This window comes from Nocardiopsis potens DSM 45234 (assembly GCF_000341105.1).
Taxonomy (GTDB): Bacteria; Actinomycetota; Actinomycetes; order Streptosporangiales; family Streptosporangiaceae; genus Nocardiopsis_A; species Nocardiopsis_A potens.
In genome coordinates, this window is record NZ_ANBB01000043.1 from 40043 (window position 1) to 55218 (window position 15176).

The window sequence follows — 15176 nt, forward strand, 5'->3', positions numbered from 1 at the left end:
TGCGCACCGCGAGAGCACCCCGGTGGCGTCGCGGTGCGCATCCCGGCCCGGATCGGCCCCCGGCAGGCTCGAACGGCCCCGATCGGGCCGGTGATCGGGGGTTTGGGCCGCCCACAAGGCCGGGAGACAGGGGGCCGGAACCCGGGCAGGGGCGGCGCGGGGGCGAGATGTCGCTTTCGTCCCTCCGTCGGGCCCTGCTTTGGCCACTCTGGGTGACCGGGGAGGGGGTGGTGGGGGCTTGGGGGCTTACTATTCGCTGGTAGATGTAATCGGGGTGCTGTCGAGGTGCGCAGGGCGCCCCCGCCCCCGGCCGACCCCTGCCGCAAACCGGGTATAGGGGGATAAGGCCACCCTGGTGGGTACGGGCGGGTCCGCCCGCACCGCCGGGGCGCCCCTTCCCGAGCCTCTCCCCGATGATCTTGGCGTTGCGGCCCTATCAACGCGGCTTGATAGCCGTCAAGATCATCGCCCAGGGGGCGGGTTCCCCGGCAGCGATCCGGCCCCGACCCCCACCGGCACCGTTGCCGCCCGCTTGGGCCTTCGCTCCGTGGGGCGCCGTGCCCGACCGGCCGGCCGGTGCCCCTCCCTCCGTCGCTGCCTGCTTGAACTCCGGCCCCGTGAGGCGCCGCGCCCGGGTGAGATGCCCGGCCTCGGCCCCACCGTTGCCGTCGCTGCCTGCTTGAACCCCCGCTCCGTGGGGCGCCGTGCCCGACCGGCCGGCCGGTGCCCCTCCCTCCGTCGCTGCCTGCTTGAACTCCGGCCCCGTGAGGCGCCGCGCCCGGGTGAGATGCCCGGCCTCGGCCCCACCGTTGCCGTCGCTGCCTGCTTGAACCCCCGCTCCGCGGGGCGCCGCGCCCGACCGACCAGCCGGTTCCCCTCCCTGCCCTCGCCGCCCGCTTGAACCCCGCCCCGCGAGGCGCCGCGCCTGACCGGCCGGCCGGTCCCCCCTCCCGTCCTCGCCGCTCTCCGGGTCCTCGTTGCAGCGGCCGCTTGGCGACGAGGCGCTCTGATGGGGCCGCAGCGTCAAGATCATCGAAGGGCCGGAGGTTCTCAGTCGCCGTGCATGGCGATGCGCGCCTCCTCCGCCGGGTCGCGGGGGCGGCTCGGGCCCGTGTCGATGACCACCTCGTGGACGGTCCCGGTCCAGGGGTGCGGCGGGCGGTAGGAGCCGTCCACCGGCAGTCCCCGGTCGTAGCCGATGCACAGGCCGGTGCCGCCGTGCTGGAAGACCAGGGGGAAGGCGCCGCCCAGCGGCACCGAGGCCACCGTCCGGCCGTCCTGCAGCAGGCGGAACTCCCCGGCCCGGGCGTCGTAGGCGAAGCCCGCGCTGCGCCGCCCCGGCTCCAGCGGCTCCGGGGCGGCCACCCGGTCGACGTCGCCCGCCCGGGAGCAGGCCAGGGTGAGCCGCCCGCCGGCGCAGTGCAGCACGAAGCCCCCGGTACGGTCGCCCAGTGCGCACAGCACGCCGTCCGCGCCCCGGGCCGGCACCTCCACGTCGGCGGTGAGGGTGAACCCGCCGAACAGCGGGGGGAGCGCCTCGTCGTGCACGGGCCCGCCCCCGGGGAGGTAGCGGCCCCGCTGCGGGATGCCGTACGCGGGCTGCACCATCGCGGCGAGGCGGTCCTGCAGGGCGTCGTTGAGCGGCAGCACGCCGTTCCGCTCCGCCTCGGCGAACCAGCGCTCCTCCAGCTCGGCGACGACCTCCGGGTGCTCGTCGGCGAGGTCCCGGGCCTCGGCGAAGTCGTCGTCCAGGCGGAACAGCGACCAGCGGTCGGTGGCGAAGTCGCGGCTGCCGAGCAGGAGCCGCTCCTCGTCCGCGACGCCTCGGGAGACGTGGTCGGTGGTGGCCTTCCAGCCGCCGTGCAGGATCGACCGCGAGCCGAGCAGCTCGAAGTACTGCGTCCGCGGCTCCTCGGGCGCCCCGGGGTCCCGGAAGACCGGGAGCAGGCTGCGGCCGTCGACCGGCTGCTGCTCCACCCCGTCCACCCGGTCGGGGGCGGGGACGCCGCACGCCTGCAGGACCGTCGGCATCAGGTCGACCGCGTGGCACACCTGGCCGCTGATCCGCCCGGGGCCGGCGATGCCGCGCGGCCAGTGCGCGATCAGCGGGGCCCGGGTGCCGCCGAGCCAGGTGTAGCGCTTCCACAGGCGCAGCGGGGTGTTGCCGGCCCACGCCCACCCCCAGGCGTAGTGCGGGTAGGTGTCCGGGCCGCCCCAGCGGTCCAGGTGCGCCAGGTTGTCGGCGGCGGTGTCGGCCATCCGGGACGAGAACCGGTGCTCGTTGGAGGTGCCCTGCACGCCCCCTTCGGCGCTGGCGCCGTTGTCGGAGAGCAGCAGGACCAGGGTGTTCTCCAGGCGGCCCGCCTCCTCCAGGAAGTCGAGGAGCCGCCCGATCTGGGCGTCGGTGTGGGTGAGGAAGCCGGCGTAGACCTCCTGCATGCGGGCGAGGACGCGGCGCTCGCCGGCGGGGAGGGCGTCCCACTCGGGCACCCAGGGCGGGCGCGGCGGGAGCTCGGTGCCCCGGGGGACGATCCCGGCGGCGGTCTGGCGTGCGAAGACCTCCTCCCGCCAGCGCTCCCAGCCGTGGTCGAAGCGGCCGCGGTAGGGCTCCGTCCACTCGGGGGCCACGTGGTGCGGGGCGTGCATCGCGCCGAAGGCGAGGTGGAGGAGGTACGGCTTGTCCGGGGCGGCGTTGCGCTGGTCGGTGATCATCCGCCGGGCGGTCTCGACCAGGTCCTCGCTGAGGTGGTAGCCCTCGCCGGGGCCGCGCGGCGGCTCGGTGTAGTGGTTGTCGCGGACCGGCCACGGCGCCCAGTGGTTGGCGTCGCCCTGGAGGAAGCCGTAGAACCGCTCGAAGCCGAACCCGAGCGGCCAGCGGTCGAAGGGGCCGGCCGCGGACCGCTCCCAGCGCGGGGTCAGGTGCCACTTCCCGACGGCCAGGGTCGAGTACCCGGCGTCGCGCAGGACGCGGGGCAGCGGCGCCGCCGAGGGCGGGACGCGCGCGTTGTACCCCGGGTGGGCGACGGGCAGGTCGACCAGGAACCCCATGCCCACCGCGTGGTGGTTGCGGCCGGTGAGCAGGGAGGCGCGGGTGGGCGAGCACATGCCGGTGACGTGGAACCGGTTGTACGCCAGGCCGCCCGCGGCGAGCCGGTCGATGTTCGGGGTGGCGATGTCCGAGCCGTACACCGAGGTCTGGGCGAACCCCAGGTCGTCGAGGACGATGACGACCACGTCGGGGGCGCCGTCCCGGGGGCGGGGGAGGGGCGGGTACTCCAGGCCGGACCGGTCGGGACCGCTGAGGGAGGACCGTTTCCGGGGCGGGGGGTGGGCCATGGTGTCCGTCTCCTCTCGCCGGCCGCACGCGTGCCTGCCTCCGAGCGCGGAGCCTGCTCTGGCGGCCGATTGAAACACACGTTTCAATCGGTGCGACACCCCCTGAAGGAGTCCTGAGCGGAGAGGGGAGCGGTGTCCGCGGAGACGGCGATCCTGCTCGCGGCCGAGCGGCCGTTCGCGCTGCAGGGCATCGGGGCCGCGTCGCTGCGCCGGATCGGCAAGGCCGCGGGCCGGCGCGACACCACTGCGGTGCAGTACCACTTCACCGGAGAGGACGCGCTGATCAGAGCCGTCTTCCGGTACCGCCTCGAAGCCGTCGGAGGGCCCCGCCGACGCCCCCGACCGGCCCCGCGCATTGAACAGGGGGCGGTGAACAAGGGGCGGTCCGCGTACCGAGAGAAAGAGGAGGAGCCGTGGCGCATGAATCCGGGAGGCGCCGTTGATCCGTCCCGGCCTGGGGTCCCTCGGCTGGGGGCCGCCGGGGCGGTGCTGAGCGTCGCCGTGGTGGCGGTCTCCCCGCCATGGTGGCCGCGGTCCGCGCCGCGCGACTGCCTGGCGCCGTTCACGCCGGCGGGCACGGCGGCCGGTACGCCGTGGCGGGTGGCCATGGCCGTCCGCCGCTGATCCCCGTCCCCGGTGCGGACCCGGCCTCAGCGGGTTTCGCCCTGGCCGCGCTCGCGGCCGCCCGGCTGCGCGGCCCCGCTGTGGCCGGATGCGGCCAGGAGCGCCCGCCGCGGCGGGGTTCTGGCACCATCGGTCCGTCCCCGGCCGGTCTCCGGAGGGAAGTGGCGCCATGGCCGATCCGCTGCGCGACGGCGACCCCGCCCGTGTCGGCCCCTACCGGCTGCACGCCCGGCTGGGCGGGGGCGGGATGGGCGAAGTGTTCCTGGGCGCCTCGCCCGGCGGGCGCACGGTCGCGGTCAAGACCGTCCGCCCCGAACTGGCCGGCGACGCCGACTTCCGACGCCGCTTCGCCGCCGAGGTGGAGGCCGCCCGCCGGGTCGGCGGGTTCTACACCGCCCAAGTGGTCGACGCCGACCCCGGGGCCGACCCGCCCTGGCTGGCCACCGCCTACATCCCCGGCCCCTCGCTGCACCAGGCGGTGTCGGGGCGCGGGCCGCTGCCGCCGGGGCCGGCGGCGGTGCTGGGCGCCGGGCTGGCCGAGGGGCTGGCGGCGGTGCACGCCCAGCGCCTGGTCCACCGCGACCTCAAGCCCGGCAACGTCATCCTGGCCTCCGACGGGCCCCGCCTGATCGACTTCGGCATCGCCCGAGCGACGGACTCCCTCACCTACACCTCGCCCCAGCCGGTGATCGGCACCGCGCCGTTCATGTCGCCCGAACAGGCCGAAGGCGGCGAGGTCGCCCCGGCCTCCGATGTGTTCTCCCTGGGATGCGTGCTGGCCTTCGCCGCGACCGGCCGCAGCCCCTTCGGCGGCGGCTCCGCCCCGTCCGTGCTCTACCGGATCGTGCACGCCGATCCCGACCTGGCCGGCCTGCCCGCCCCGCTGGCGGAGGCGGTGGCGGCCTGCCTGGCCAAGGAGCCTGCCGACCGGCCCGCGCCGCAGGCGCTGGTGGAGGAGCTGGCTGCGCTCGCCCCGCCCGGGCGGGGCCGCACCGGCCGGGGCTGGCTGCCCGAAGACCTCACCGAGGTCATCGACCTGCACGAGACCCGCCTCCTGGAGCTTCCCGAGACGAAGGCGGACCCCGGGCGGAAGAAAGAGAAGAAGGACGCGGTGGACCGGGAGCCGCGGGCGAAGTCCGGGAAGGGGGCGCGGGAGCAGCGGCCCCGGTCCGGGGAGCGGGAGAAGGCGGTCCGGGCCGCGGCCTGGGGGGAAACGGCCAAGAAGCACCGGGGGCGGCTCGGCCGGACCTTCACCTACGTCCTCCCGCCGGGAGGCCGGCCGGGCCACGGCAGGGTCTGGGGCGACGGCGTCTACAGCGAGAACTCTTCGGTCGGCCTCGCCGCCGTGCACGCCGGGCTGATCACCCTCGCCGGCGGCGGGCGGGTGACCATCGAGATCCGCTCCGGCCTGAAGACCTATGCGGTCGCGGACCGCAACGGCATCACGGGGTCGAGGGGAGGCTCCTCCGCGGGGAGCTTCGTCTTCCCCGGACACGGGTCCCCCGGCGGCAGAGGCCCGGGAAGGCCGGAGAAGGAGAAGGAGTCCGGCGGCCAGGGGATGTGGACGGCTCTGGGAGCGGCCGCCGTCGCCCTCTTCCTGTACGCGAACGTCCACCCCGCGGCCGCGGTGGTCGGGCCGGTCCTCAACGGCGGCACCGACAGCATCGAGGCGGGGGACTGCGTCGGCGACATCGGCACCGAGACCCCGGAGAACGTGGAACTCCCCTGCATCGCGGCGAACGCCCGGCACACCGTGCTCGGCCGGGTGAGCGCCCTGGGCTCCTACACCGAGGGCGGGGGCTTCCGCCACGGCTGCGCCGATGTGCCCGGCTGGACCGAGGGCCGGGACGGCGTCCTCGTGGTCGGCGAGCAGATGGTGTGCGTGGAGGACAACGACTGAACCGGTCCCGCAGGCGGGCCGGGGCCTCCATGGTGCCGCGCCGGCACCGGACACGGGAAGGGGCGCCCGCGCCGGAGCCGCTTCGGCACCGGCCCCGGCCCGGGGCCCCTCCGAATCCCGGCGCCGCTCAGTCCTCGGCCATGGCCTCCACCAGGGAGCGGGGGCGCAGGTCGGTCCAGTGCTCGTCGATGTAGCGGAGGCAGGACTCGCGGGTCTCCTCGCCGTGGACGGTGGTCCAGCCCTGGGGGACGTCGGCGAAGGCCGGCCAGAGGGAGTGCTGGCCCTCGTCGTTCACCAGAACGAGAAAACGGCCCTCGGGGTCCTCGAACGGATTGGCCATGGGAATTCCCTGTCCTTTCGGCGGTACTCGAATCGCCGCCACCGGATCCGGGCGCGCCGAATTCACGGCGGGCGCATCCGGAACGGTGCGCGGCATGACGAGAGCGTACGGCGGCGCCATTGCGAAGGCGCGGCGGGGTACGGAATTTCGGTCGGTGAATGATCGGCGCCGAGGCGGTCAGGGGCGCCGGGAGAACGTGCGAAGCGGCGTGGCGTGGGCCTTTCGGCCCGGTCTCACCAGGGGGGATTTCCGGGTTCGCGGCGAGCGCTCGGGAAGGGTGACAGGCCGACGGACATGATGACGCCACCTCCTGCTTCGAGCCGGCGGGAACGGGTGCGGGAGGGCCGTTCTGCGGACGCCGGGCGGTGATCAGCATGCCACACCGCTACCGGGAGTCAACATGTTTTCGCGCCGCCGCGGGGTCCGGCCACTCCCCTTCGGAACTGCGGTGATGCGGAAGAGTTCCTGGTCGTCGGCTTCGGTCGGAAAAATCGCCGGAGCCGCTCTGACCTGGGAATATGGAGATCTTCGGGGATGGGTCTCAGTGTGAGAGAAGATCGGGTTTTCTCACTTTTCAGGCGTCTTGGTCAGACCACTTTTCCCGGCGCCCGGCTCGACCTGCTGAAACAGCGGATGATCCGGTCGCGCTTGCCTTGGCGGTGATCGTTGCCTATCTTGTTCCGGCAGTGCAGTTGATCATCACGAAACCGGGGGAATGTGGAGCATGGGTTCGACGTAATGCGAGTGCCGCCTCGAACGCCCTTCGGCGCCTCCCCGCGGCCACCGCGAATCGCTGCCTCCACCGAGTGATTCAATAATCAACTTTTCATTCTCTTCACTGTTTTATCGCCCGCTCGTCCAGGACGGACACCGAATGCGCCCGGCCTCGCGCGAGCCTGCGCTCCTGCCTTTCGCATGCCCGGAACCCGCGTGCGCCCTCCCGAATTTCGACGGCCCCACCTGCAGAGGAGTGGCTTCGCTGTGTCGGCTTCTTCGGTCAATGACCTGACCATCGACGGGACCCCGCTCACCGGAATGACGCTGCCGGAGCTGCTCCGGGCGCGGGCGCGCCGCACTCCGGACGCGGTGGCGCTGTCGGGTCCGGGGGTGGAGTGGACCTATGCGGGGTTGGAGGAGCGGGCCGACCGGGTCGCGCACTGGCTGATCGGGCGCGGCACGGGCATCGAGGACCTGGTGGGGGTGGTGCTGCCGCGCTCCGCCGATCTGGTGGCGGTGGTGCTGGGCATCGCCAAGGCGGGTGCGGCGTGGGTTCCGGTCGATCCGGATCATCCGGCCGAGCGGGTCTCCTCGATCATGGCCGGGGCGCGCCCGAGGCTGGTGCTGACCGACCGGGCGACCGGCGCTCGGCTGGCCGGCGCCTTCGGGGGTGTTCCGGTGGTCGCGGTGGACGACCCCGCGACGGCCCGGGCCTGGGAGGCCGCCCCGGCCACCGCGCCGGAGACGGCCGTCGGCCCGGCGCACCGGGCCTACCTGATCCACACCTCGGGGTCGACCGGCGCGCCCAAGGGCGTGCAGGTCACCCACGCCGGCCTGGGGGCGCTGGCGGCCACCCTGGCGGAGCGGTGCACCCGCCCCCGGGACACCCGGGTGCTGCAGCTCGCCTCGGCCGGCTTCGACGCCTCCGTGCTGGAGCTGCTGCTGGCCCTGGGCACCGGCGGGCGGCTGGTGGTCCCGGCCGAGCACCGCCCCTCCGGCGCCGAACTGGAGCGGGTGATCACCGAGCAGCGGGTCACCCACGCGCTCATCCCGCCGTCGGTGCTGGCCACCCTCCCCGGCGGCGCGGAGACCCGGCTGACCGGCCTGGAGACGCTGATCGTCGGCGGCGAGGCCGCCCCCGCCGACCTGATCGACCGGTGGTCCCCCGGCCGCCGGATGATCAACGCCTACGGCCCCACCGAGACCACCGTCGCCGCCACCGTCAGCGGCCCCCTCGGCGACCGCCCCGAAGGCGCCCCGCCGCTCCCGATGGGCCGGCCGGTGGCGGGCACCGGCGTGCACGTCCTGGACGAGCGGCTGCGCCCGGTGCCCGAGGGCGCGGTGGGCGAGCTCTACGTGTCCGGGCCCGGCCTGGCCCGCGGCTACCTGGGCCGGCCGGACCTGACCGCCGAGCGGTTCACCGCCGACCCGTTCGGCCCGCCCGGATCGCGGATGTACCGCACCGGCGACCTGGCCCGCCGGACCGGAACCGGCGAGCTGGAGTTCGCCGGCCGCGCCGACGACCAGGTCAAGGTGCGCGGCGTCCGGATCGAACCGGGCGAGGTCGAGGCCGCGCTGCGCGCGTGCGCCGGCGTCGAGCAGGCCGTCGTCGTCCCGCACGGCGACGGCGCGGACCGGCGGCTGGTCGGCTACGTCGTCACCGGCGGCACCGCCCCGCCCTCCCGGCTCCGCGAGGAGCTCCGCGGCCGGCTGCCGGAGTACATGGTCCCGTCGGTGCTGACCGCCGTGGACGCGGTGCCGCTCACCCCGCACGGCAAGGTCGACCACGCCGCCCTGCCCGCCCCCGACTTCGAGGCGCTGGCCACCGGCGGGGCACCGCGCACCGAGCGCGAGGAGGCGCTGTGCGCCCTGTTCGCCGAGGTGCTCGGCCTCACCCGGGTCGGCGTCGACGACGGCTTCTTCGACCTGGGCGGCCACTCCCTGCTCGCCACCCGGCTGGCCGGGCGGATCCGGGCCGAACTGGGCATCGAGGTGCCGGTGCGGGTGCTGTTCGACCACCCCACCGCCGCGGCCCTCGCCGCCGAACTGGGCCGCGCCGACCGGGAGGCGGCGCGCACCGCGGTCGAGCCGCGCCCCCGCCCGGAGGCGGTGCCGCTCTCCTTCGCCCAGCGCCGGCTGTGGTTCCTGCACCGGCTCGAAGGCGCCTCCGCCGCCTACAACGTCCCGCTGGCGCTGCGGCTGAAGGGGCGCGTGGACGCGGAGGCGCTGCGCGCCGCGCTGGACGACGTCGTCGGCCGGCACGAGTCGCTGCGCACCGTCTTCCCCGAGCGCGACGGCGAGCCCTACCAGCGGGTGCTGCCGGCCGGTGAGGCGCGGATCGCCTGGCGGACCCGGGACGCCGCCGAGGCGGAACTCGGCCGCCTGCTGGAGGAGGCCGCGCGGCACCCCTTCGACCTGGCCGCGGAGATCCCGGTCCGGGCCGAGCTGCTGCGCGTGCACGCCGAGGAGTCGGTGCTGCTGGTGCTGATGCACCACATCGCCGCGGACGGCTGGTCCATGGGGCCGCTCGCCCGCGACCTGGCCGCCGCCTACCGGGCGCGCGTCGAGGGCGCCGCCCCCGACCGGGCCCCGCTGCCGGTCCAGTACGCCGACTACACGCTCTGGCAGCGCGAACTCCTCGGCGACAGGACCGACCCGGAGAGCCTGCTCCACACCCAGCTCGACTACTGGCGGGCCAGACTCGACGGGCTGCCGGACCGCCTGGAGCTACCCGCCGACCGGCCGCGCCCGGCGGCCGCCTCCGGCGCCGGCGACCTGGTCGAGGCCGGCATCGACGCCGAACTGCACCGGGCCGTCGCAGACTTCGCCCAGGCCAGGGGGGCGACGGTGTTCATGGTGCTGCAGGCGGCCATGGCCGCGCTGCTCACCCGGCTCGGCGCCGGCACCGACATCCCGCTCGGCGCGCCCGTCGCGGGCCGCACCGACCAGGCCCTGGACGACCTGGTCGGGTTCTTCGTCAACACCCTGGTGCTGCGCACCGACACCTCCGGGAACCCCGCCTTCGCCGACCTGGTCGCCCAGGTCCGGGAGACGAGCCTGGAGGCCTACGCCCACCAGGACGTGCCCTTCGAATACCTGGTGGAGGACCTCAACCCGCGCCGCTCCGCCGCCCACCACCCGCTGTTCCAAGTGGTCCTCGCGCTGAACGCACCGGCGCCGGAGGTCCGGCTGCCCGGCGCGACCGGGCTGCCCGCCGCGGTCGCCACCGGCGCCGCCCGCTTCGACCTGCTGTTCCTGATGACCGAGGAGCACGGCCCGGACGGCGCCCCCGCGGGCCTGCACGGCCAGGTCGAATACGCCACCGACCTGTTCGACGGCGGCACCGTGCGCACCCTGTTCGACCGCTGGATCCGGCTGCTCCGCACCGCCGTGGCCGACCCCGCCCGCCGCATCGGCGACCTGGACCTGCTCGACGGCGCCGAGCGCGCCCGGCTCACCACCGGACCGGCCACGCCCGCCGGGGCCGCCCCGACGGCCGGCGCGACCCTGCCCGAGCTGTTCGAGGAGCGGGTGCGCAGCGCGCCCGGCGCGGTCGCGCTCACCGCGGACGGCACCGAACTGACCTACGCCGAGCTGAACGCGCGCGCCAACCGGCTCGCGCACTGGCTGATCCGGCGCGGCGTGGGCGCCGAACACCTCGTCGGCCTGGCCCTGCCGCGCTCCGCCGACCTGGTGGCGGCGGTCCTCGCCGTCGGCAAGGCCGGCGCCGGCTACCTGCCCATCGACCCCGACCATCCGGCCGAGCGGGTGGCGCACATCGCCGCCGACGCCGCCCCCTCCCTGGTGCTGACCTCGGCGGACGCCCCGCCGGAGCTGCTCGCCGCGCTGCGCGCGGCCGGCGTCGAGGCGGTTCCGCTGGACGCCCCCGAGACGGCGGCCGCGTGCGGCGCGTGCCCCGCCACCGACCCCGGCCCGGCCGAACGCGGAGCGCTCCGCCCGGACCAGCGCGCCTACGTCATCTACACCTCAGGCTCCACCGGCACCCCCAAGGGCGTGGAGGTCGCCCACCGCAGCGTGGTCAGGCTGCTCGCCGCCACCCGGGGCGACTTCGGGTTCGGCCCCGCCGACGTGTGGACGATGTTCCACTCCGCCGCGTTCGACTTCTCCGTCTGGGAGCTGTGGGGCGCGCTCGCCTGGGGCGGCCGGCTCGTCGTCGTGCCCTTCGACGTCTCCCGCTCCCCGGACCGGTTCCTGGAGCTGCTCGCGGACGAGGGCGTGACCGTCCTCAACCAGACGCCCTCCGCGTTCTACCAGTTGCTCGACGCCGAGCGGGCGGCGCCGGAGACCGGGCGGCGGCTGGCGCTGCGCACCGTCGTCTTCGGCGGGGAGGCGCTGGACCCGGCCCGGCTGGCCGACTGGTACGCGCGCCACCCCGGCGGCGGCTGCGCGCTGGTGAACATGTACGGCATCACCGAGATCACCGTGCACGCAACGCACCACGCGCTGACCGCGGAGTCCGCCGCCCGGGCCGGCTCGCTCAGCCCGATCGGGCGGGCCCTGTCCGACCTGGCCGGCTACGTGCTGGACGAGCGGTTGCGTCCGGTGCCGCCGGGTGTGGTGGGCGAGCTCTACATCGCGGGTCCGGGTGTGGCCCGGGGCTACCTGGGCCGGCCCGGCCTGACCGCGGAGCGGTTCACCGCGGACCCGTTCGGTCCGCCGGGGTCGCGGATGTACCGCAGCGGCGATCTGGCCCGGTGGAACGCCGATGGGGAACTGGAGTTCGCCGGCCGCGCCGACGACCAGGTCAAGGTCCGCGGCTTCCGGATCGAACCCGGCGAGATCGAAGCGGCGCTGCTCGAACACCCCGGCGTCGCGCAGGCCGTGGTGGTGCTGCGCGAGGACGAACCGGGCGACCGGCGCCTGGTCGGCTACATCGTCGCGGAGGGCACCGGGTCCGCCGACGGCGACCCGGCCCGGATCCGCGACGGGCTGCGCGCGGCCCTGCCCGACTACATGGTGCCCTCGGCGCTCGTCGCGGTCCCGGAGATCCCGCTGACCGGCAACGGCAAGCTGGACCGGCGCGCACTGCCCGCCCCCGACTACGCCGCCCCGGTCTCGGGCCGGGCGCCGCGCACCCCGCGCGAAGAGGCGCTCTGCGGGCTCTTCGCCGAAGTGCTGGGGCTGTCCCGGGTCGGTGTCGACGACGGCTTCTTCGACCTGGGCGGCCACTCCCTGCTCGCCACCCGGCTGGTCGGCCGGATCCGCGCCGAACTGGGGATCGAAGTGCCGGTGCGGCTGCTCTTCGACCACCCCACGGTGGCCGGGCTGGCCGCGCGCATCGGCGGGGACGCGCAGACCCGGCCGGCACCGGGCCCGCGCCCCCGACCGGAGGCGGTGCCGCTCTCCTTCGCCCAGCGCCGGCTGTGGTTCGTCAACAAGCTGGAAGGACCCTCGGCCTCCTACAACATGCCGCTGGCGCTGCGGCTGAAGGGGCGCGTGGACGAGACCGCGCTCCGCGCCGCGCTGGACGACGTCGTCGGCCGGCACGAGTCGCTGCGCACCGTCTTCCCCGAACGCGACGGCGAACCGCACCAGCGGGTGATCCCCGCCGGCGAGGCCCGCGCCGGATGGGACGCGGCCGAGGCGGCCGAGGAGGAGCTGGACGCCGCGGTCGCGCGGGCCGCGCGGCACGAGTTCGACCTGGCGGCCGACGTCCCCGTGCGCGGCCTGCTGCTCCGGCTCGCCCCGGACGAATCGGTGCTGCTGGTCCTGGTCCACCACATCGCCGGCGACGGCTGGTCGCTGGCCCCGCTCGCCCGCGACCTGGTGGCCGCCTACGGCGCGCGCCTGCGCGGCGCGGCACCGGAGTGGGCGCCGCTGCCGCTGCAGTACGCCGACTACACGCTCTGGCAGCGCGAACTGCTCGGCGCCGAATCCGACCCGGACGCCCCGCTGAACCGGCAGACGGCGTACTGGCGGCGGCGGCTGGACGGGCTGCCCGAGCAGATCGCGCTGCCCGCCGACCGGCCCCGCCCGCCGGTCGCCTCCTACCGGGGCGACCTGCTCGGCTTCGAGGTCGACGCCGAACTGCACCGGGCCGTCGCCGGGCTCGCCCGCGACTCCGGCGCCACCGTGTTCATGGTGCTGCAGGCGGCCATGGCCGCGCTGCTCACCCGGATGGGCGCCGGCACCGACATCCCCCTGGGCACGGCCCTGGCCGGCCGCACCGACCAAGCGCTGGACGACCTCGTCGGACTGTTCGTCAACACCCTGGTGCTGCGCACCGACACCTCCGGGAACCCCTCCTTCGCCGACCTGGTCGCCCAGGTCCGGGAGACGAGCCTGGAGGCCTACGCCCACCAGGACGTCCCCTTCGAGCACCTGGTGGAGGAGCTCAACCCGCGCCGCTCCGCCGCCCACCACCCGCTGTTCCAGGTGGCGTTCGCACTGCAGAACGCGCCGGCCGCGGACTTCGAGCTGCCCGGCACCCGGGTCCGCACGTCCACCCCCGGAACCGGGACCTCCCGGTTCGACCTGCTCATCTCGCTGACCGAGCGGCAGGACGCGCACGCCGGGGAGAGCGACCCCGAGGGCATCGAAGGGCTGGTGGAGTTCGCCACCGACCTGTTCGACCGGGCCACCGTGCGCGCCCTGTTCGACCGCTGGGTGCGGCTGCTCCGCGCCGCCGTGGCCGACCCCGCCCGACCCATCGGCGACATCGACCTGCTCAGCGGCGAGGAGCGGGCCCGGCTGTCGGCCGGCGCGGACACCGCGCCCGCCGTGGAACCGCGCACCCTCCCCGAACTGTTCGAGGCACAGGTGCGCCGCACTCCGGACGCGGTGGCGCTGTCGGGTCCGGGGGTGGAGTGGACTTATGCGGGGTTGGAGGAGCGGGCCGACCGGGTCGCGCACTGGCTGATCGGGCGCGGCACGGGCGTGGAGGACCTGGTGGGGGTGGTGCTGCCGCGCTCCGCCGATCTGGTGGCGGTGGTGCTGGGCATCGCCAAGGCGGGGGCGGCGTGGGTTCCGGTCGATCCGGATCATCCGGCCGAGCGGGTCTCCTCGATCATGGCCGGGGCGCGCCCGAGGCTGGGGCTGACCGACCGGGCGACCGGCGCTCGGCTGGCCGGCGCCTTCGGGGATGTTCCTGTGGTCGCGGTGGACGACCCCGCGACGGCCCGGGCCTGGGAGGCCGCCCCGGCCACCGCGCCCACGGCGGCCGACCGCGGCGGCGCACTGCTGCCCGGCCACCGCGCCTGGGTCATCTACACCTCGGGATCGACCGGCGCGCCCAAGGGCGTCGAGGTCGCGCACACCGGCGTGCACGCGCTCGCCGAGACGATCCGGCGCCGCTTCGGCGGCTCCGCCGAATCGCGGGTGCTCCAGCTCGCCTCGCCCAGCTTCGACGTCTCCATCCTGGAGCTGCTCTGGGCCTTCGGCACCGGCGGGCGGCTGGTGGTCCCGGCCGAGCACCGCCTGGCCGGCGCCGAACTGGAGCGGGTGATCGCCGAGGAGCGGATCACCCACACCCTGGTCCCGCCGTCGGTGCTGGCCGCGCTCCCCGACGGCGCCGAGCACAGGACCACCGGCGTGGAGACGCTGGTGGTGGGCGGCGAGGCGGCCTCGGTGGACCTGGTCGACCGGTGGCGCGCCGGCCGGCGGATGATCAACGCCTACGGCCCCACCGAGATCACCGTCATGGCGACCGCGAGCGACCCGCTGACCGGCGGCGCCGCCCCCATCGGCCGCCCGGTGGAGGACGGCCGCTGCCGCCTGCTCGACGAGCGGTTGCGTCCGGTGCCGCCGGGTGTGGTGGGCGAGCTCTACATCGCGGGTCCCGGTGTGGCCCGGGGCTACCTCGGCCGGCCGGACCTGACCGCAGAGCGGTTCACCGCCGACCCGTTCGGTCCGCCGGGGGCGCGGATGTACCGCAGCGGCGACCTGGCCCGGTGGAACGCCGACGGCGAGCTGGAGTTCGCCGGCCGCGCCGACGACCAGGTCAAGGTCCGCGGCTTCCGGATCGAACCGGCCGAGGTCGAGGCCGCCCTGGTCGGCCACCCGGACGTGGGCCGCGCGGTCGTCGTCCCGCACGGCGACGGCGCGGAGCGGCGGCTGGTCGCCTACGTCGTCCCCGGGGGCGGCGCGGGATCCGACGCGGCCGGGGACGCCCAGGTCGACGAGTGGCGCGGCATCTACGACTCGGTCTACGCCGAGAGCGCGGCGGGCGCCGCCGCCTTCGGCGAGGACTTCGAGGGCTGGGACTCCAGCTATGCCGGTGGTCCGATCGATCGGGACGAG

5 protein-coding genes are annotated in these 15176 nt (G+C 75.5%); 3 read left to right on the forward strand and 2 right to left on the reverse strand.

Features of this window, described 5'->3' with window-relative positions; all coding sequences use genetic code 11:
* Positions 1-1050: 1050 nt before the first annotated feature.
* On the reverse strand, positions 1051-3336 hold the full coding sequence (locus D459_RS0117230; protein WP_017594258.1) for an arylsulfatase: 2286 nt from the start codon (positions 3334-3336) through the stop codon (positions 1051-1053).
* Positions 3337-3468: 132 nt separating this feature from the next.
* Here D459_RS0117230 and D459_RS0117235 point away from each other — a divergent pair, with 132 nt between their 5' ends.
* Both D459_RS0117235 and D459_RS35050 read left to right on the forward strand, forming a co-directional pair.
* Positions 3469-3960, forward strand: coding sequence for a TetR family transcriptional regulator (locus tag D459_RS0117235; protein WP_017594259.1), 492 nt, complete (start codon positions 3469-3471; stop codon positions 3958-3960).
* A 169-nt stretch (positions 3961-4129) separates the two neighbouring features.
* Positions 4130-5860 carry a protein kinase domain-containing protein gene (locus tag D459_RS35050; protein WP_051065461.1) on the forward strand — a complete coding sequence of 577 codons (1731 nt, stop codon included), beginning with the start codon at positions 4130-4132 and terminating at the stop codon, positions 5858-5860.
* A 127-nt stretch (positions 5861-5987) separates the two neighbouring features.
* Here the strand turns inward: D459_RS35050 and D459_RS0117245 are convergent, their stop codons facing one another.
* Positions 5988-6200: an MbtH family protein gene (locus tag D459_RS0117245; RefSeq protein ID WP_020380225.1), complete on the reverse strand. Its 213-nt coding sequence runs from the start codon at positions 6198-6200 to the stop codon at positions 5988-5990.
* Between the two features lie 981 nt (positions 6201-7181).
* On the opposite strand from D459_RS0117245, the gene D459_RS31975 reads away from it, so the two are divergent.
* The coding region (locus D459_RS31975; RefSeq protein ID WP_017594261.1) for a non-ribosomal peptide synthetase at positions 7182-15176 on the forward strand (7995 nt) is incomplete at its 3' end.